Source organism: Pectobacterium punjabense (assembly GCF_012427845.1).
In the GTDB taxonomy this organism is placed as follows: Bacteria; Pseudomonadota; Gammaproteobacteria; order Enterobacterales; family Enterobacteriaceae; genus Pectobacterium; species Pectobacterium punjabense.
In genome coordinates, this window is the sequence record NZ_CP038498.1 from 4,485,895 (window position 1) to 4,505,405 (window position 19,511).

The following is a 19,511-nucleotide window of genomic DNA, read 5'->3' on the forward strand; positions in this document are numbered from 1 at the left end:
ATGAAGCAGATGACGTATTCACGCCGACGCTTCCTACGTGACAGCACGCTGCTGGCGCTGTCGGCACCGTTCTGGACCTCTGCCGCTACGCCTTTGGCGGCGGCTTCCAACCTCGCTGGCGGAACTGCACCGCAGGTCAGCCTGCGCTGGCTGGACGGGCAGATCCCCCGTTCGTTTACGGGCGTCACCTGGGGCGTTCCCTGGCCGCGGGGGGCGGTGCGCAGCGATAGTGATTTCGCGTTGTACGATGCGCAGCAGCAAGCCTATGGCCTGCAAAGCTGGCCGCTCGCCCGTTGGCCGGACGGCTCGATTAAATGGTCGGCACATGCTCTGGGCGGCGATGCCGCGCCGAAAGACGGCCTGACGCTGCGTCCGATTTCCGTTAAGGACGTGCCGACAGGTTCAGAGATGGTTAGCGAGCACGCGCGCGGCTGGACAATCGATACCGGCCGTATTCGCTGCGTCATTCCACGTTCAGGTTCTCGCCTGATCGAAGAAATATGGCGAGAGGGTCGGCTAGCGTTAACCAACGGCAGACTGGTACTGCGTATGCAGCGCGGAGCAGAGACAGACAGTACGCTGACACAGGACACCTATCAGGGCGCGATCGACACGGTCACCGTAGAGCAAAGCGGGGCGCAGCGCACGGTGATTGCGCTACGCGGTACGCACCATGCGCAGCAACAAGGGGTTAAGCACATCCCCTTTATTATCCGGTTGTACAGCTACGCGAACACCGATTCGCTGCGCGTGGTACACACCCTCCTCTATGACAACGATGACGAACAGCTTAGCCTGAAGGGACTTGGGCTGGCATTTGACGTTCCGTTACAGGGGGAGTTGCACGATCGCCATGTACGCTTCGTCTCCGACCAAGGTGGACTCTTTCGTGAAGCGGTACGCGGTCTGAGCGGATTACGCCGCGACCCCGGTGCGGCCGTTATCGCAGCCCAGCTAGCCGGGCAAGCAACGCCGCCGATCGCAGATTTTTCACCGGAGGTTGGCAAACGGCTGGATTACATTCCCGCGTTTGGCAGCTACCGCCTGACCCAGCACCATCCCGACGGTTTTCAGATCCATAAGCGCACTGAAGCCGGACAGGGTTGGTTGCTGTCCGCCACGGGCGAACGGGCAGCAGGCGTCGGTTATCTGGGCACGCCAACAGGCGGCGTGGCGTTCGGCCTGCGTAATTTCTGGCAGAGCTACCCCGCCGGTCTGGAAATCGACAATGCCCACACCGACGTGGCGACCGTCACGCTCTGGCTGTGGTCGCCGTGGGCGGAACCGATGGATATGCGCTTTTATCATGACGGCTTAGGCCAGGATACCCATGACAAACAGCGTGAAGGGCTGGCAATCACTTATGAAGATTACGAACCGGGCTTCGGCTCGGCGGTCGGCGTGGCGCGCACCAGCGAACTGTTTATCGATGTGCTGCCCGCGACGCCCGACGCGGAAAATCTGGTGACGCGAGCACGGCGTATGCAGCAACCGCCGCTGCTGGTGGCGAACTCACCGGATTTGTATCGTGCGCAGGCGTTTGGATCGATGTGGGCTCCCGCCTCCGCCACAGCCCCCGCACGAACCCGTCTGGAAAAGCAGTTGGGGGCGTATTTCGACGCCTACCAGCAGGAGGTCGAGCAGCGAAAATGGTACGGCTTCTGGGATTTCGGCGATGTCATGCACACCTATGACAGCGACCGTCACGTCTGGCGCTACGATGTGGGCGGCTATGCGTGGGATAACTCGGAACTGAGTACTGATCTGTGGCTCTGGTATTACTTCCTGCACAGCGGACGCGCCGACGTGTTTCGTATGGCGGAAGCCATGACGCGCCACACCGGTGAAGTCGACGTGCATCATCTGGGACGCTTTAGCCCGCTAGGGTCCCGGCACAATGTTCGCCACTGGGGCGACAGCGCTAAACAGTTGCGGATTTCTACCGTCGCCAACCGCCGTTTTCTCTACTACCTCACCGCCGATGAACGCATCGGTGAATTGATGGATGAACAGGTTGAGGCGCTGCGCACGCTAAGTGCGGTGCTGCCTGGCCGCAAAATCGGCCAGACGTATCCCGACAAACTCAATCATATCAGTCTGGGTTTCGGCACCGACTGGGGTGCCGTCGCCGCCGCCTGGCTCACCGCCTGGGAACGCCACGGCGATCCAGCAATGCGCGAACGCTTGCTCAACAGCATGCAGACGCTGGCCGCCCAGCCACACGGGTTTTTCACCGGTAGCGCCGCCATCGACCCCGACACCGGCAGATTCCTCCCTGCACCTGAGGATCAGGTAGAGATTTCGCATTTGAGCGCGGTTTTTGGCCTGACAGAAATCTGTAGCGAGCTGGTTGAGGTTCTGCCCGATCCTGCCTTTACGCGCGCGTGGCTCGACTACTGTCGGCTGTATAACGACCCCGTTGCGTTAAGCGCAGCCGTAGGGAAAACGGTGAAGAAACTTAATTTAGCTCAAGGCCATGCACGGCTGACCGCCTTTGCCGCGCGGCAACTGAACGATCGTACGTTGGCACAGCGTGCCTGGGCAGAATTTACCGCAGGCAGCGGCGGTATTGCTAACCCAACACTCACGCAGCGACGCCTGACACCGCCTGATGTGCTCTACCCCATTAATGAACCGGTGATCAATTCCACCATTGATAAACATTCCGGTAGTACCGCGGCAACCAATCTGGCGACCAACGCCGTCGCCCAATGGGGATTAACCGCCATCGCCCTGCTGGCCTTGCTGGATGACATCCCCGCATCTTCTTAATGCCGCCATCCGGCGGCACGTTACAGGACATCATCATGATTGACCCTAGCTGTACTGAAAACACGCTCCTCCTGTCGCCACAGACAAGCGACACACGTAACGTTATCGATTCCCCCCACCGTGCGGCGCTTATCTGGTCCACCGATTTAGACGGACAGCCGCTACGCTGGCAGGTGGAACAAGAAGACCCTGACCGCACCACGCTCCAGACCACGCCCGAACGTCTAACGCTGGAGAGCGCCGCCGGGCTGACGATCTGGCTGGATGCGCCGCTCTCAGGCACCTATCGCATCGCCTTCACGCGGGAGCTTGTGGTCGCGGATCGCCCGCACGATCGCGTGTCCGACCTCAACCAATTCTGGGCCGCGCGCGATCTGCATAATTCGAACCTGTTTACCCGGCACGGCAAGCTCAACGAATACGACAGCCTGAACCTGTACTATGTCGGGATGGGCGGCAACTGGAACAGCACCACGCGCTTTCGTTACTACGACGGTCACGGCGAGCGCCTGCTACTGGGTGAATACACCGATGCCGCGCATCTGCTGCGTCCTCATCATCGCTATCGTATCGTGATTGAAGTGGATCGGCGGGAAACGCGTTTTTGGGTTGAGGACGTGCTTTATTTCAGCGCCAGCTATACACACACGCCCGCTCCGGGCTATTTCGGCTTTCGGACGGTATTTTCACGTCAGGAAATCAGTGAGTTCAGCATCACCCCGCTGTAAGCGACACGGGCACGCCGTGCAGGTCGCCATCGATCTGCACGAAGGTGTCGATCAGCTTACGCGCCAGCAGGGACAGGCGGGCGTCCGCCAGATAAATGATGCCGTAGTGGGTATAGAATTCGTCGGTATTGTCGTCCAGACCCGCAATCTTCAACATATGCAGGCCGTGCCGTTCGGGCTCATTGAAGTGATTGGTCGTGCCGATGGCATCTGAATGACGTACCACATCCAGCAGACTGTAGCCATTTTCACACTCAATACTGGTGCGAATATCCAGTTTACCGCTCAGTTGCACCAGCGCACGGTGCAGGTTGGGCGGGCGAATCGTTGCCGCCAGCGGATAGGAGAAGAATTGCTCAACGGTAATCGCTTCCTGCGCCGCCAGCGGATGCCCGCTGCGGCAGCAAAATCCCCAGCGATGCTGGCTCAACGGCTGTACCCGATAGCGGGTATCGAATTCAAAGTTACGCATATCCGCCACAATGAAATCCAGTTCTTCGGCCATAAGCCGATGGCCCAGCGCCTGCCAGTTATCAACGCGAAAGACCATCCGCACCTTGGGATACAGCCGGGAGAACGCTCCGATCACCTGCGGCATCAGCCAGGCGGCGGGAGCAGGGCCGCAGCCAAAATTCACTTCGCCCGCCTCTTTCTCATTAAATTGCTGAATATCGTTAAACAGATCGTGTGTCTGATTAATCAGGCGACGCGCGTGTTCCAGCACCACCAACCCTTTAGGCGTGGGTTCCAACTGGTTCATACGATCGATCAAACGCGTCCCAATGGTCTGTTCCAGCGACTGGATACTGCGGCTGAAAGCGGATTGGGACAGCTTCATCGCCTGTGCCGCCGAGGTAAAATTGCGATGCTCAATCAGGGCAATAAAGTGACGCAGTTGGCGAAGATCGATATTCATAGCGCGGCGTGTCATCAGGACGGAAGGAATTTTCAGGCTAACAGGTCTAATCGTGCAGAAAAAATAATAAAACCGATGTTTATATGCTTACTGGTTATATATCTAAAGCGGTTGATACGATGGGGGAAGCACTCATTGCTGGTGCCTGGCGCAGTCTCTTATACGCCAATCCAGAAACATCGGGAGGTTTTGCCGTTATCCGGCGTAAAAAATTATGCTGAGGAGATAGCGGGCTTAGGATGAGCGGCATGGACGCCGCGAAAGCTTGCGCCACGCATGGAGCGTGTCGAAAGCGGTCCGTTAAGCCAGATACCGACGAAGGCACCGCGTAGCGGCATAATTCACGCCGAAAGCCAGGGGTCACGGGGCGAGCGGCGCGTGAGCCGCCCCGTGTCGGGCGCGTGCTACGAGGTAGCATGAGGATAGCGACAGTAGCGCGCACGAAACCGTCTCAGCGTCCGCATAAAAATGGACGAAGAGACGGAGAGCGAGCGTCCGCTCGGGGTCAGAACAGCTTTTTCGCCGTATCCAGCCAGTCGCCTTTGAACGGACGTTTCATGTTCTCGATGGCATCAACGATGTCGTGGTGCACCATTTTCTCATTCTGGATACCGACACAGCGGCCACCGTAGCCCTGCTGTAGCAGTTCAATAGAATAGGCGCCCATGCGAGAAGCCAGAATACGGTCATACGCGACCGGCGAACCGCCGCGCTGAATGTGGCCAAGTACGGTGGCTCGGGTTTCACGTCCCGTTTCTTGCTCAATGTATTTCGCCAGTTCATCGACGTCGCACACCAGCTCGGTGATTGCCACAATCGCGTGCTTTTTGCCTTTTTCGATGCCCGCTTTAATCTCGCTAACCAGATCTTCCGGGCTGAACGGCACTTCCGGCAGGACGATGAATTCACAGCCGCCGGCAATCGCTGCCGCCAGTGTCAGGTCACCGCAGTGGCGTCCCATAACTTCGACAATCGAAATACGTTGGTGAGAAGAAGAGGTGTCGCGCAGGCGGTCAATCGCCTCCAGCACGGTTTCCAGCGCGGTGAAGTAACCGATGGTGTAGTCCGTTCCCGCTACGTCGTTATCGATCGTGCCGGGCAAACCGATACAGGGAAAACCCATTTCCGTCAGACGTTTGGCACCCATGTAAGAACCATCACCGCCGATGACGACCAGCGCATCCAGACCGCGTCTCTTCATGTTTTCCACACACACCTGACGCACCGCTTCGTCACGGAACTGTGGGAAACGCGCTGAACCGAGGAACGTGCCGCCACGGTTAATCACATCCGATACGCTGTAGCGATCCAACTGCTCCATGCGATCTTCGTACAAGCCCTGATAGCCATCATAAATGCCGTAGATTTCCAGCCCTTCCGACAGTGCAGCACGAACCACACCCCGAATTGCCGCATTCATACCTGGTGCATCGCCACCGCTCGTCAACACTCCGATTCTTCTAATCATGACAACCTCTGGACTTGTAGATGTAATTTTGCAGGATTCTTCTATCGTAAACTCACCACCGCTGTTACGCAGGCAGCAACACCTTGTTCTTTTATTAGCATATTATAACAAACACCCGAAGCTGAATTGATTCAGGTCAGGCTACATTGTGCATAAATTTTCATGACCTATCACGTTTTTAACACTAAATGCTGAAAATACCGTCGCCTACATCGCCAACCTGCCACGCTGGTTTTCCGGCACGGCGGAAACCGGGTCCTGATGGATCATAATGTCGGCGCCCGGAAATTGTTTACGTAACGCTTGCTCCAGATCGTCCGCAATCTGGTGTGCCTCAACCAGCGGCAGGGCGTCATCCATTTCCAGGTGTAGCTGAATAAAACGCGTTGGCCCAGAGCGACGGGTGCGCAATGCATGTGCACCGCGAATACCCGGCCAGTTCACAATCACCTCGGCAATAGCACGATGTTCTTCCTCCGGCAGCGCACGATCCAGCAGCGACTGCACCGCGTCATACCCCATACGTAACGCGCTATATAAAATATAGCCGCCAATCCCCAACGCAAACAGGGAGTCAGCACGCGTAACGCCCTTCCAACTGAGTGCCAACGCCAGCAGAATCGCACCGTTCATCAGCAGATCGGACTGATAATGCAGCATATCCGCCCGTACCGCCTGACTGTGTGTACGTTTAACCACCCAGCGCTGGAACGAGACCAGCAACAGCGTAGCCAGCAGTGCAATGAGCGTCACCCACATGCCCACTTCCGGCGCGTGCAACGCCTGCGGCTCCAGAGAATGTTGCAGCCCCGTCAGGATCAGGAACAGCGCCGAACCGGAAATAAACATGCTCTGCGCCAGCGCGGCCAGCGATTCTGCCTTGCCGTGGCCGAACGCATGCTCAGTATCCGCTGGCTGCAACGAATAGCGAACCACCAACAGGTTCACCAGCGACGCGGCGATATCCACCAGCGAATCGACCAGCGACGCCAGCAGGCTCACCGAACCGGTATGCCACCAGGCGAACACTTTCATCACAAACAACACCAGCGCCACGGCGGTTGCGCTCACTGCCGCCAGCGTCACCAAACGTGCATAGTGTGGATTCATCATGCCCTCACAGAAGGTCTGTTGCCCGGATTCAGCTCGTTAATGACGTTTTTAACACACGGGAATAGCGAACAAACGTGAAAATACAGCACATCGTCGCCAACACCGCCATCGCCGCCCCCATGTAGCCGATATCGGGCAGGCCAAGATGGATAATGACCTGATTACCGAGCAGCGCACCGCCGCCGATCCCAATATTATAAATCCCCGAATAGAGCGCCATCGCCACGTCGGTTGCGTCCGATGCCAACGTCAACACCTTGACCTGCATACCCAAACTCAGCGCCATAATGGCAATCCCCCAGACGATACACAGCGTCGACAGGCTCCAGCCGCTGAATGACAGCGGTAGCAATAGCAATAAACACACCGCCAGAAACGCGAACGATACAATCAGAAAGCCTGCCGGATACTTGCTGCTGTAGCGGCTGAACAACATGCTGCCAATGATTCCGGCACCGCCGAAAATCAACAGCAGAATGGTCGTGAAGTTTTCACTCAACAACGCCACTTTCTGGATAAACGGCTCGATGTAACTGTAGGCGGTAAAGTGCGCCGTTACGATCATGACCGTCAGGCCGTATACACACAGCAGCGCAGGGCGCTTCAGCAGGAGAGGCAAGCTCTTTAACGAACCGGAATTGCTGCTCGGCAACACGGGCAGGAGCTTCATCAGACCCAGCATAATCACTGCGGCGATCAGGCCAATAAGGACAAACGTCACGCGCCAGCCCAGATACTGCCCGACCACGCGTCCTAGCGGTAATCCCAGCACCAGCGCCAGCGCCGTCCCGGTCGCCAGCAGGCTCAACGCCTGCGCTTTTTTATCCGCAGGTGCCAGACGTACCACCAACGATGCCGTAATCGACCAGAACACCGCATGAGACAGCGCCACGCCAATACGCGCCATGACCAGAACCCAATAATTCCAGGCCAGGCCAGATAGCACATTACTGATAGCGAACAGGATAAAGATTTTGATCAGCAGGCTGCGTCGTTCCATATCGCTGGACAACAGCATGCAAGGCAGCGACATCAGCCCAACTACCCAGGCATAAATCGTAATGATCAGCCCAACCTGTGCGGCGCTCATGGAAAAGCTGGCGGCGATATCTGACAACAGCGCGACAGGGGCAAACTCGGCGGTGTTAAAAATGAATGCCGCCAGAGAAAGGCTGACGACGCGTAACCAGGCGGTCGAACGGGGAGAACGGGTCATGGTATTGATATCAAAAGTTAAAATAAAAGAATGCGCCCCCCTGTCACGGCAGAGGCTAACGCGATGGAGCAATGGTACAGGGAAAGTATGACATCGCCATGTAATGGCGAGCGGCCAACGATGTTTCAGCGTGCTTTTATGAGGATGTCAGCCAAAAGCCTGAAGACAGGTAAGGGAACATTCATGAGCATCATTTTTGGTGCTCATATTCTACGCGTTACCACTCCCTTACGCTGTCTTTTTTCGTGCCTTTCTTGCCCTATTTTTATTCTGCTTCCGACGGGAAAAGCGCGTTACGCGGATGAAGCTTGGCGTAGCACAATCGGTAAGCCGTTTTGCAAACGCTGAAGTCTGTCGCAAAGAAAGACGACCCGCAGCAGGCTATCAACCTCAGGTTGGGGCTGCGCTATATAGTGCGACAACGCACGCTCAACGAGCGTTAGACCCAGCTCATTGGCGGTTTTCATGGCGTGCTGCAACTGTTCTCTTTGCGTTGTGGTTAAATGCCGACGCCCAGTGCAGGCCTGTGCATCCAATACACCAAGGATCGGCTGGCAAATGCGCTGTGCCAGCGTCAGCGGTGGACGCTGTACCGTTTTTCGCTGCCTCTTCTCAGCCAGCATGGTTTGAATATGGCTAATAAAACCCAGCGCTTTCTTCTCACTTTTAACGGTCTGAAAATCCAGACTGAACGCCTTCACCACCCCGCCCTCCCTTACCAACAGAGAATAGGGATGAAGATCGATATCATTCCCACGCCGACGAGGCTGAACCAGCACCGCCACAATCTTCCACTTTTGCTGTGTGGCCTGTTTAAGCCTGTCTATCCGCTGGTGCTGTGCCTTTTTCCAGTTGAGGCTCAGGTACAGGGCATTATCCGCGTCGTCAAAAACTGGCCAGACGATACGCTGCTCCACCTCATGCCAGACCACGGGTTCATAGCGATGTACATGCAGCAGCAGAGGCTGTGGATAGTCCTGATTCTCTTGCTCAAAATAGCGAAATAGCTGCGACCAGTCGGCAATTCCCCCCGTCGATTTGCACTGCTCATACGCAGCAGCAGGCCACGGCGTACCATCAAGGTTCGCGTAGCTTTCACCGCCAGCGGCCAATTTGCCGTCATCAGAAAAGCGCGGGTGGTGCAGCGTAAACGGGGCACGCATGATGTGCTCACCCAACTGTTTCCACATGGCCTGACCCTGCCACACACTTTGCTGGCTGAACGTCACATCATGACGATCGGCACGCGCTTGCGTGCAATGCAGTAATTGCTGGTTTTCACTCTCCCAAAACGAAAAGGTCGCACCGCGCGCACCGCCTTCTGTCACCCACCACTGCGTCCCTAACGGCACAAGCGATAGCGCCTCAGGCTGCTGTTGATACTGCCGCCGCACCTGCCCCCGCAGCAGCAGCAAGCGTTCAGGGCTCGCCTGCCCAAGCTGGAATAAATACGCCGACAGGCGGGCAATAAACAGCAGGACATCACGTTCTTCCAGGCTGTAATGCCTTTCGGCTAATAAGCTGACCTGCCCGCTCAGCGTGCGCAGGTAGCCCGCCAATCGCGGCAGTCCTTCCGCACGGGCGGACATATTCAGCAAATGAAGCTGCCGCGCACTACTTTTACTGATGTGCGACAGCCCCTGATTCATAACGTCACGGATAAACGCGTTCAGCATAGCAATCAGCGCCTGCTCATCCGCATTTAACGCCCTCTCACTCGATTCCTGAGCGAAACAATCCGCAGGCCACGGCCAGACGCGCTGATTTTCCGCAAAGAGGCGGGCAATGGCGGCAAGATGCAAAGCAGGCTGCTTCTCACGTAAGAAATCCGACAGCATGCCGGTCAACCCCGTTCCGGCCAGATAGATCACGGGGCTTTCCAGCGCTGGCAGGTAAATTTTAAGCTGGTTTGCCAGCGGCTCCGTTCTCACCGACGCTTCCGCCCACATTTGTACAAATCGCGCCGCATGCCGCGTTTGCACTTTGCCGACCTGCTTCATTAAGACATCGGGATCAAGCAGCAAGATCTCGGCGAGCACGTCTATCGGCGGTGCTACTGTTTCCTCAGAGAGGACAGCCGTTTGATCCGCATCCCGTTCAGCATGGATTTGTAGCCACAACACCGCCGCCAAAATGTGCTTACAGCAGCCGGTAGCCGGGCAATCGCACCGTGCAGTTTGTATCCCCTGCGCATCAAGCACCACTTTCTGACCATCACTGGCAAAATGCCCTTCTTGCCCCGCGTCAGTCACCAACGTCACCTTGTCGCCTGCGAGATCTTTTTTAGCTCGGCGCAGTAAACCCACATTGGCAAAAACGCTCAGCGCCTCTTCATCATAATTCAGGTAGAGAGGTTGCCAGCTCATCGCATCACCTCCGCCAGCCATTGCGCAAAGTGCTCCGGCGTTAACGCGGCGACATGCATGCCACGGTCGGCCAGCTTTTGCCCGATTGCGGCATCGTAGACCGGGTGCGCCGCCTCATCCAGTGCCGCCAGCCCTAACAGCGTGACTTGCTGGCTGTGCATGCGCTGCACGCAACTGAGCAGGTGATTCAGTGCACCGCCTTCTTCAAAATCACTGATTAACGCCACGATAGTACGTTTCGGATGTTGTACACGCTGTTCGCAATACTGCATGGCTTTCGCAATGTTCGTCCCGCCCCCGAGTTGAACCGTCATCAGCACCTCGACCGGATCATGGGCAAGATGCGACAAGTCCACGACCTGCGTATCAAACACGATTAAAGAAACCCGCACCGCAGGCAACGTCGCCAGAATGCTGGCGCAGACCGCCGCGTACATCACCGAGCTGGACATCGAAGCACTTTGGTCGACGCACAGAATGACATCCCACGGCATATGCCGCTGCATGCGTGAATTAAAATGCGGTGTTTCAATCACCAGTCGCTGCTTCTCGCGATCAAAATGCTTAAGATTGGCCGCAATCGTGGCACGCCAGTCGAAATTTTGACTGCTGGCAATCGGCGAGCGTCGGAATCGATTACGGCGACCGGTAAGCGCGTTCGTAAAGGTCGGCCTCAGCGTGCGTAATATCTCATCAACCACTTTGCGAATAATATCGCGTACCGCCTCACGCGTTTGCTCATTCATCCGGCCACGCAAACTCAATAGCACCTTAGCGAGCGCTGGCGTAGGTTCCATGGCTTGCAGAGCTTGCGGATCGTTGAATAAATGCGTGATTTCATAGCGTTCAATCGCTTGCGATTGCATCCGCTCAAAGGTGCTGCTGGGGAATAATTTACGCGCCTGATTCAGCCAGTTCACCGCTGTCAGTTGAGACTGATCCAAAGAGCCGTGGCGTCCACCTTCCTGTTTGAGGCCACGGCGCTGATATTCACGGCGATACAGATAATCCAGCGTGCGTTCCACTTTCAGATCCTGCGCATCCAATGCCGCCTGACCTAATGCCTCATCGGCATAGTGGCCCAGAATCAAGCGCCAGCGTTTGCCATTTTTTTCTTTATCATCATGAGCACTCATCGGGCTGGCCCCTTCTCTGTTTCGTACCATGACAGTAAATCGTTTTCCGCCAGCTGTTGTTGCAGCTGTTGGTTTAACTGCATCGTCTGTAGCATCTCCCGCTCCGTGAAATCCGCTTGCCAAAGGTGCATATCCGGCTCAGAGAAACCGCATTGCTCGGCAATATAGCTCGCTAACGTCGCATTCTGCTTCGGTGTAAGTTGGCTGAAGGCAAAGCGCAGGTCGGGCAACACATGCAGGAAACGGTCGTCATCCCACTGCGAAATCAGTGTGTTTAGTTTATCGACCAAGCGCGGGGTCTTGATGATGAGCTCAGGAGCCGCACGCATTAATCCCACAAAATAGCGCACCGCTTGCTCAGGCTCGCTCCCCTGACTAAAGACGCGCGATAGGTTGTCATCAAGAGCGCGCTCATCAATGTCACCACCGAGATAGCGCAGCGCATCAACCGCTCCTTTTAATAACGGCACGTCCTTTAACTCTGGGGAGACCTGCTGCAATTGGTGGTAAAAATCACGGCTGGCGGTACTGGAGGGAGTGAGCGTCGGCATAAATTCAATCAGCTCGCGCAAGCCAAGCAGTGCCGTAAAATGCGTTTCCTGCTGGGATTCATCGCCTGCCGTGATGGTCGGTAAACAAAACAGCGCCTGTGAAACCAGCTTAAGCAAGAGTTGCGTTAATTCAGGCTGATTGCGTAAGCCAAGAAAATCACGCCCACGCCAGAGATGAATCAGACTATGCCCGCATTCAACGAGTGAATCTACGCGGAAATCGTTGTGTATATCATCATGTAATAAACGAAATAGCCCGGCTAAACGCGACTGTAGCCCTAATAGCGCTGCCTGAATCAGCACATGCACCGCATTTTTACTCGACCGATTCTGCCCTTGTTCCTCTAACTGCTTTTCCAGATAGACCACTTTATCGATGGCAATCGCTTCGAGCTGGCTTCCTTTCTCCGAGAGCGCAATCAATCGCCCTTCGATCGACGGCGTCCACGCATAGTGCCACTCTTCAAAGAGCAGATCGAGATTGTGACCGCCCAAAAAATCAGGGCCGTTACTGCGCGTCGCAAAGCCAACTTCAAGGAAGCTCAGCAAATGAAGAAAGCGGCTACGCGCACGATGCTGCGGGTTGCGATAAATATCTAAGCGGCTTAGTTTGACGAGCGTGTCATCGAGTTTAAAACGATGATATTTCGCTAACCGATAGGTTTCATCAACCAGCGGTGGCGTCGCACTGCCTGCCGGAATCTGTCCTAGCGCATGGCCAGAGAATGTTTTTTGAATCTCAAGCCACAGTTCACTCTGCGCATCATCAATACTCCCTTTGATAAAACTACTCTGTAGCCCATCCAGCAGATCGTAACGGCCAGGGCCGTCATGCCCGCGCAATGCTGCAAGCTGAACACACTGCTCCACCGCATTTTTTACCGTGATATAGCTGGGGGGATCGTCAAAAGCTTTAGCACGGAGCATGCTGGCAACCTCAGACAAAAAACGCATCCCCATGTTATTGCGATATTCCTGAGTCGTGAGCGGCGGCAACGCCTTTTCCGCCCGCCGATCGCCCCGCTGCGTCATAAGCATTTGCCAGCTTCGCTGGTAGTAAGCAGGCGCAGGCATGCCGGATGCATATCCATTGAGCGCATCTAATCTGTCAAAGCTATAGCGAATCAGCCACGCGTGATCTTTTTCTGCCTGCTTAAGCTGTTTTTGGTACTGCTTTTGCGCGGCATCCGTGAAAACATTGAATGACTTAGCGTCGTGAGACAGCCCTTCGAGCAGCGCCAGAGAATGAAAACCACCGGTGACGACCAGAATTTTTCCCGTCGGGTTTTCAGCACGAACCTGCATGATAGCGGCAAGCATATGTACCTCACGCTGCGCAGAGCCCTCGGCTTCCAACACCTGAGGCTCATAATCCAGTCGCGCCAGCGCACACCAAACCAGCGTATCGCGGAAAAGCTGTTGCCAGTCGCTCAGCGCCTCAATCGAGCGCAATTCAAATAAATGCTCCCATAAATCATCGTGATCGCGGCAGTAGCATTTCCTGGCGAGTGCCGAAATAAACTGGCTATGAGCGAGATAGCGTTCTGCTTGCAGGCTTTGGCTGACATCATCCTGCCGTTCCTCAATCGCGATTTGCTCAACCCACGGCAAATCAATAAAGCGCAATGCCGCGCCGTGTTGATGCCCGGCGTGCAGAGCCACCCATTCCGGCGAGTAGTCACAAAAAGGGAAAAAAGCACTACGCGTCGCCGTTTGCGGCGCTTCACCGTCTTGCGGCTCACGGGATTGAACGTCGGCCTGTCCCATCACCGCGATAGGGGGCTTCGCGTCAGGGTGAAGCAAATCAGGCAATAGGTGATTAAAACTGACCGGTGCCTCGATCAGGATGTGATCGGGGTGGATATCTTCAATCAATGACAACAAACCATAGGCACACGCAGGGCTATGGTGGCGCACAGGCGCGAAATAGATCTGCTGCGACTGCAAAAAATCCCATGTTGCCAGCGCCTGTTTCATCCGTGCGGGCAGTACGATGTTCGAGAGACTCACTGGCGCGCTTCCTCATGAAAAAGAGTCCGTGAAGTAATCGGTAACAATGGACTACAGCCTAATGCCGATCGTTCAAAAGCCGAGATACACGGAGTGACCACAGGGCGAGGTGTCCCTGCGGGAACCTCATCCCTGTGTTTCTCCTACTATGAGGCTTAAGTGACCGGCATTAGGCCACGGCCTTACTTCCAAAACTGTCGTGAGGCATCATAAAACGCTTTCCAGTCATCGCTGCTTTTTGCCCGTTCCCGCGCCACGTTATCCACGTAGTAACGCATACGTTTCGCATCGTCAGGATTATCTTTTAATACCACGCCGATAATCTGGCGTGCGATGGCACCCGCATTCAGCGTGTTATCGCCCAGATAATGCGCCTCAAGCGCGGAGGCATAGGCAATATTGACGGCTTCCGCACTCGACATCACCGCATCCGGTGTTTTGATGCTGCCACCGTCGCGCGTATTGCCGGAGCGAAGCTCCTGGAATGTGGTCACCAGCAGTTCAATGACGCTCGGTGGCACAGTGACCAGCGCAGCCAGTTCGCCCAGTTCACGCGTAAGCTGCATTTGAATCAGCGCGATCTCGAATTCAGGATCTTGAATCGGCCTCACGGTTTCAAAGTTAAAGCGCCGTTTTAATGCCGCTGACATTTCATGTACGCCGCGATCGCGCAAGTTCGCCGTGCCAATCAGGTTAAAGCCGGGTTTGGCACTGATCCGCCCTTGTTCACCCATTTCAGGGATCATCAGCTGTTTTTCAGACATCAACGAAACCAGGACATCCTGTATTTCCGGTGGACAGCGGGTGATTTCCTCAAAACGAACAATCCTGCCCTGCATCATTCCCTGATAGAGCGGTGAACCGATCAGCGCCCGCTCGGTGGGGCCTTCAGCAAGCAATAGCGCATAGTTCCATGAATACTTGATATGGTCTTCAGTCGTTCCCGCCGTGCCTTGAATCGTCAGGCCAGAATCACCCGAGATAGCCGCGGCAAACAGCTCAGACAGCATGGATTTTGCCGTTCCGGGTTCGCCAACCAGCATCAATCCCTGTTTCCCCAGCAGCGTCACGATTGCGCGATCGACCAGCGCATTATCACCAAAAAATTTGGCGGAAATCTCTAAGGCCTCGTCACCTAAAATAAACTGCCGCACCGCACGGGGCGAGCGCAGCCAGCCCTGCGGCTTAGGGTTATTTTCGTCCGCTTTAGTCAGGCGCGCTAATTCATCCGCAAAGCGAATTTCAGCATGCTGACGCAGCACATTGCTGGCCGTCGATGGGTGTTTTTCCATGTTCGTGTCTCTGTTCGCCACAAAATAATGAACGAAGCCGGCACAGTGTGTACCGGCTCCATAAGCGGATTACCAAGGCGTTTTGTTTTCCCAGTCGGCATCGTATCCCGAACAGGCCTGTGCAACTTTCAGATAATCGGCGTAGCTTTCTGCCAATAAGATGGGCGGAACATCCTGCAATGCCAAATTATTGCGATCCCAGTAATTTTGCTGATTTTTCTCAAAGCTCAAATCAAACAATACCGCCGGAATATTTTCTTCTGGCACGTAACTGCCACTAAATCCAATATTCACGTACAAATCCAGGCTGCTGAAATGTTTGTAATAGTGGCTAAACGAACCGCCATCTTCCGCTGGCGCACGCTGATAGCCCATCTTGGTTAAGACGCCGCGCAGCGTGAACGTATCGGTCAGCCACCCTTTTCTATCCTCAATTTCAACCTGTTTGAGATCGTGTTCCGGCACGGCGTGCACCATCTGCGAGAATAAAAATGTCACTTTATAGTCGTTAAAATGCGCAAGCCAGGCTTCACGCGTGTCGTTATCCACCACCGCCGCATGAGCAAGCTGAATCACCGTATCGCTTGATAATTCAACCTCATCATCTTCAAGATTAATTAAGCAGCCGTCATCCGTTGGCCTGAAGGTATTGAGCACCTGCTCACCCTTCACTTCTTGCCACACTAAGCGCTCAATCAGCGGCCGCATCACCGGATGAATCATGATGTACGTCTGCCAGTCTTCACTCGGCCATTGGCGCTGGGCGCACATCGATTCATATAAACGTGCGGTTTGGAGGTCGATCACCTGCTTAAGCTCTTTTTTGCTCGACGAGAACAGCTTTTTCGCGTCTTTTATCTGCTCTTCATTATCCGTTTTGCGTGCGGCAGGCAGTGCTTTAATTTCTTTTCCTTCCGGGTTCAGGAGCACCAACCGTTGCTTGCTGTCCATGCGAGCGGTAAAGATCCTCTCGCCGTATTCCAGCACTAACGTTCCCGTTTCATCCATCCCGGCAGTGGGGATCGTACGGTCGGCCAGTTCATCGGCACTCCAGCCATTGCGATCGGCAATCTCTTTGACTAATTCGCGAGCCTTTTCCTGAATCGCCGCAGTACGGTAGCGACGTGACAGTGAGAGTAACAATTGGATAATGATCGGATCGTCGCTAATCGCCACCGCGCTGATCATCGCTTCAATCTGTGAACGGCGCGGATAATGGTCACGCATATAATTCCGTAATACAGAGACGGCAACATGGCCTTCAATATGGCTCGTCAGCGCCAACATGCCTTTCTCACTGATTGCAGAGCCTAAATAGCGCCGCAAGACTTCCTGTTTTATTTCTTCGGTTACCTGCTCCAGCGTGTAATTCGCATACTTTTGATAATACTCACCATAATGTTCAACACAATATTGATAGTTTTTTAAACGTCCTGGTGCCTCTTTATGCGCCTCCAACATCGCTTCTTCCAGCGATGGGTTTTTTACATCCTGAGCGATAAACGTATGTAAGATAAAATGACCCAGCTTCTGCTGGCTCTCTTTGGCTAATAAACCGACATAGCGCTGTAATAACGTGTTACCCGCGGGCATTTTTAGTTTTACCGCCAGGATTATCCACCATTTGATGATGTCAGCATCGACGACCTTACCGTTTTCCCATTTCAATGGCGGTATTGCGCTATAGTCAAACCAGCTCATGCTCGCTGGAGGGTTCGCCTTCAACCCTTTCAACGCTTCTTCATGCAATACTTTTTCTGATAAATAGGGCGAAATATCTTCACCAAACTGCTCTAATGCCGCCAGCAATGCTGCACGGACCGTTTCTCTTTTCTCTTTTTTTAACAACGCATAAAGCGGAGCGATACTGTCTTTATTTTTTATACGCGCCAGCCATTCGATCGTGGTAATACGGATTTCTTGTTTCGCGGAATGCAAACTTTCCTGTGCATTCACATGCACATTCGGCAACCTTTCCAGCAGCTTCTGCGCACTCACGCGAAAGGTTTTATTCTCGCCTAATGCCAATTCCATAATTCGCGGAATAAACTGCGCGGGGATAGCAGGGAATTTACCCAGTAACTCGAAAGCATGGCCTAATTCAAATTGGCTATATTGGCTCTTGCTCTTATTTGGCAACAGCCCCAATGCTTCGGCAATATACTCTGGATATTGAGAGAAAAAAGGCCAAAGCTGTTCCGGTTTAGGGAAGAGTTTCAACCCATAATTATAGGACTCTAAACATAGCCCAGCAACGGTTCGAGCAGGCTCACGGCATGACAGTTTCTGCAAAACCGCTTCAATCTGCCGTAATTCCAGGGCTGAAATTACATGTATTGGCGCTTCATTTTCTATCCGAGCGGTACTGAGATTAAAGTTTGCATGCATGTTGCCAAAGATAATTCTCATCGCATGATAAAACGTAAACTCAGGAAGAGAGCTAAGACGATTCTTATACTTGATAATGTTGATATCTTCATTGGATAGCGGTTTCCCGCTATTGCCAAGATTCAGTCTATCAACCAAATTATGGCACTGTTCAACACTGACTGAACTTATTTTTTTATAATATTCTTGCGCCCATTTATATTTGTTCGCACTCTGTTTGTTCTCTGCGATTTCTTTCTCTGCGCTTATTTTTGCTTTTTCCAGCATCTCCGCCAGATTTTCAACCAGAATCGCTTTTGCGCTTTCAGGCAATGGCGTATCGGCAAGTAGCGTTAACTCAGGTAACGCTGGTATTTCAATATCTTGTGCCGTATCAACAACGTCAAAGCGTGTAATGGCACTTTCGATACTTTTTATCACTGCCTTACTTTTTTCCAACTGCAACGCATGCTCTAAAACGTCTTTATTTTCGCCCTGACGGGCAAAGAGATCGGCAGCCTGAGAGCGCTGCTTCGGCGTTCCGTTAAACAGGATATCACTCAGATATGTTTTAATATCGCTAGCAGGGAGAGTGTTCAGCAACGGTTCCGCTTCATTACGTACCGTTTTTCGCTGATCTATGGCTAATTTAACAATGACGTCTGAGAATAAAATACGCAATGCTTCACGATCGGATAAATATTTCAGAAATTGAATCAGACCCGGTGCAGAAAGCTTTTCCACCAGTGTGGTACGGACAAATTTTGCATGCGCTTCGATGTAGGCCGACAAATCAGGGAGTTCAAAGAAAATATTTAACTGCGAACTATAATAGTCAGATATTTCTGCCCTATCAAAGATCGCAAATAAAATAAATTCACCCTTATCATGCCCCTGCTCATTAACCATCAGATCGTCAAGCAGTTGAATACGCCAACCCGTCCGGTGCGTCAATTTCAAATTTTCATTAGAGGTGCTTTTTAACGTCGTAGACAGCGCATCACACAGTAAGTAAATCATCCAGCTTGGCACTTCGCCCGTTGTGATTTTTATATTTTTATTTTGGCATGCCGCAGATAAAACTTTAGCAAAGCGTATAACTTGTTCATTGGTGAGAGCTTTACCTACCTCAGAATAGAGTTTATAGCGTGAATTTCTCGCTTGCCTTATTAGTTTATTATATTCACTCGTGTTAAAACTATTATTTTGAACATACCACCAATCAACCGTACCGGGTTTATCCAAGAGTACCGCTGCTTTATCAGCATCCAGCTGGTTTAAGGTATAAATCACCTCGGGTTCAGAGCCGGTCATGACATAATGGAACAACTTTTTTGGCAACGTTTTATCAAGCTCTCCAAGCGGTAATAGAGACTCTTGCAACAATTTTTCCGTTGGTGAAACATCCTTATTACCAAAAAATGGCAAAAGATCAAAAAATTTCTTTATCATGCCGACACCTAATTATGTATAGATAAACAGCAATTTTTTAACATGAATTGTGATTATTCTCAATTTTAAAATTCATCTTTTTTCACCAACATTTATTTTGTATATCATTGCTTTCATAGAGAAT

At 53.3% G+C, this 19,511-nt stretch carries 11 protein-coding genes; 2 read left to right on the forward strand and 9 right to left on the reverse strand.

The window, feature by feature from the left end:
* Both E2566_RS20345 and E2566_RS20350 read left to right on the forward strand, forming a co-directional pair.
* The gene (locus tag E2566_RS20345; protein ID WP_107169115.1) at positions 1 to 2,772 is read left to right on the forward strand and encodes an exo-rhamnogalacturonan lyase family protein; all 2,772 of its coding nucleotides are present in this window, start codon (positions 1 to 3) and stop codon (positions 2,770 to 2,772) included.
* Positions 2,772 to 3,500 carry a DUF6250 domain-containing protein gene (locus tag E2566_RS20350; protein WP_107169114.1) on the forward strand — a complete coding sequence of 243 codons (729 nt, stop codon included), beginning with the start codon at positions 2,772 to 2,774 and terminating at the stop codon, positions 3,498 to 3,500. The genes E2566_RS20345 and E2566_RS20350 overlap by 1 nt, the downstream gene beginning before the upstream one ends.
* Here the strand turns inward: E2566_RS20350 and E2566_RS20355 are convergent.
* The 9 genes from E2566_RS20355 to E2566_RS20395 form a co-directional block, all read right to left on the reverse strand.
* On the reverse strand, positions 3,487 to 4,416 hold the full coding sequence (locus E2566_RS20355; RefSeq protein ID WP_107169123.1) for a LysR family transcriptional regulator: 930 nt from the start codon (positions 4,414 to 4,416) through the stop codon (positions 3,487 to 3,489). The genes E2566_RS20350 and E2566_RS20355 overlap by 14 nt on opposite strands.
* Before the next feature lie 505 nt (positions 4,417 to 4,921).
* Entirely contained in the window at positions 4,922 to 5,884 is a 963-nt protein-coding gene (gene pfkA, locus E2566_RS20360; RefSeq protein WP_107169113.1) for a 6-phosphofructokinase, read from the reverse strand.
* Positions 5,885 to 6,091: 207 nt separating this feature from the next.
* Positions 6,092 to 6,994 (reverse strand): CDF family cation-efflux transporter FieF, encoded by a 903-nt coding sequence (fieF, locus tag E2566_RS20365; protein ID WP_107169122.1) that lies wholly within the window; start codon positions 6,992 to 6,994, stop codon positions 6,092 to 6,094.
* A 31-nt stretch (positions 6,995 to 7,025) separates the two neighbouring features.
* Positions 7,026 to 8,213: a sugar transporter gene (locus E2566_RS20370; RefSeq protein ID WP_107169112.1), complete on the reverse strand. Its 1,188-nt coding sequence runs from the start codon at positions 8,211 to 8,213 to the stop codon at positions 7,026 to 7,028.
* 293 nt (positions 8,214 to 8,506) lie between these two features.
* Positions 8,507 to 10,579 (reverse strand): SWIM zinc finger family protein, encoded by a 2,073-nt coding sequence (locus tag E2566_RS20375; RefSeq protein WP_107169121.1) that lies wholly within the window; start codon positions 10,577 to 10,579, stop codon positions 8,507 to 8,509.
* A complete protein-coding gene (locus E2566_RS20380; RefSeq protein ID WP_107169111.1) occupies positions 10,576 to 11,715 on the reverse strand; it encodes a VWA domain-containing protein in 1,140 nt (379 codons plus the stop codon). The genes E2566_RS20375 and E2566_RS20380 overlap by 4 nt, the downstream gene beginning before the upstream one ends.
* Complete coding sequence (locus tag E2566_RS20385) at positions 11,712 to 14,276, reverse strand: DUF5682 family protein (RefSeq protein ID WP_107169110.1); 2,565 nt, start codon at positions 14,274 to 14,276, stop codon at positions 11,712 to 11,714. The genes E2566_RS20380 and E2566_RS20385 overlap by 4 nt, the downstream gene beginning before the upstream one ends.
* A gap of 182 nt (positions 14,277 to 14,458) precedes the next feature.
* Complete coding sequence (locus E2566_RS20390; protein WP_107169109.1) at positions 14,459 to 15,568, reverse strand: ATP-binding protein; 1,110 nt, start codon at positions 15,566 to 15,568, stop codon at positions 14,459 to 14,461.
* A 69-nt stretch (positions 15,569 to 15,637) separates the two neighbouring features.
* The gene (locus tag E2566_RS20395) at positions 15,638 to 19,387 is read right to left on the reverse strand and encodes a DUF4132 domain-containing protein (RefSeq protein WP_107169108.1); all 3,750 of its coding nucleotides are present in this window, start codon (positions 19,385 to 19,387) and stop codon (positions 15,638 to 15,640) included.
* Positions 19,388 to 19,511 lie beyond the last annotated feature (124 nt).

Coding starts and splice junctions, on each gene's coding strand:
- E2566_RS20390 (WP_107169109.1), bottom strand. CDS start 15,568: ATGGAAAAACACCCATCGACGGCCAGCAATGTGCTGCGTCAGCATGCT.
- pfkA (WP_107169113.1), bottom strand. CDS start 5,884: ATGATTAGAAGAATCGGAGTGTTGACGAGCGGTGGCGATGCACCAGGT.
- E2566_RS20350 (WP_107169114.1), top strand. CDS start 2,772: ATGCCGCCATCCGGCGGCACGTTACAGGACATCATCATGATTGACCCT.
- E2566_RS20380 (WP_107169111.1), bottom strand. CDS start 11,715: ATGAGTGCTCATGATGATAAAGAAAAAAATGGCAAACGCTGGCGCTTG.
- E2566_RS20395 (WP_107169108.1), bottom strand. CDS start 19,387: ATGATAAAGAAATTTTTTGATCTTTTGCCATTTTTTGGTAATAAGGAT.
- E2566_RS20370 (WP_107169112.1), bottom strand. CDS start 8,213: ATGACCCGTTCTCCCCGTTCGACCGCCTGGTTACGCGTCGTCAGCCTT.
- E2566_RS20345 (WP_107169115.1), top strand. CDS start 1: ATGAAGCAGATGACGTATTCACGCCGACGCTTCCTACGTGACAGCACG.
- E2566_RS20355 (WP_107169123.1), bottom strand. CDS start 4,416: ATGAATATCGATCTTCGCCAACTGCGTCACTTTATTGCCCTGATTGAG.
- fieF (WP_107169122.1), bottom strand. CDS start 6,994: ATGAATCCACACTATGCACGTTTGGTGACGCTGGCGGCAGTGAGCGCA.
- E2566_RS20375 (WP_107169121.1), bottom strand. CDS start 10,579: ATGAGCTGGCAACCTCTCTACCTGAATTATGATGAAGAGGCGCTGAGC.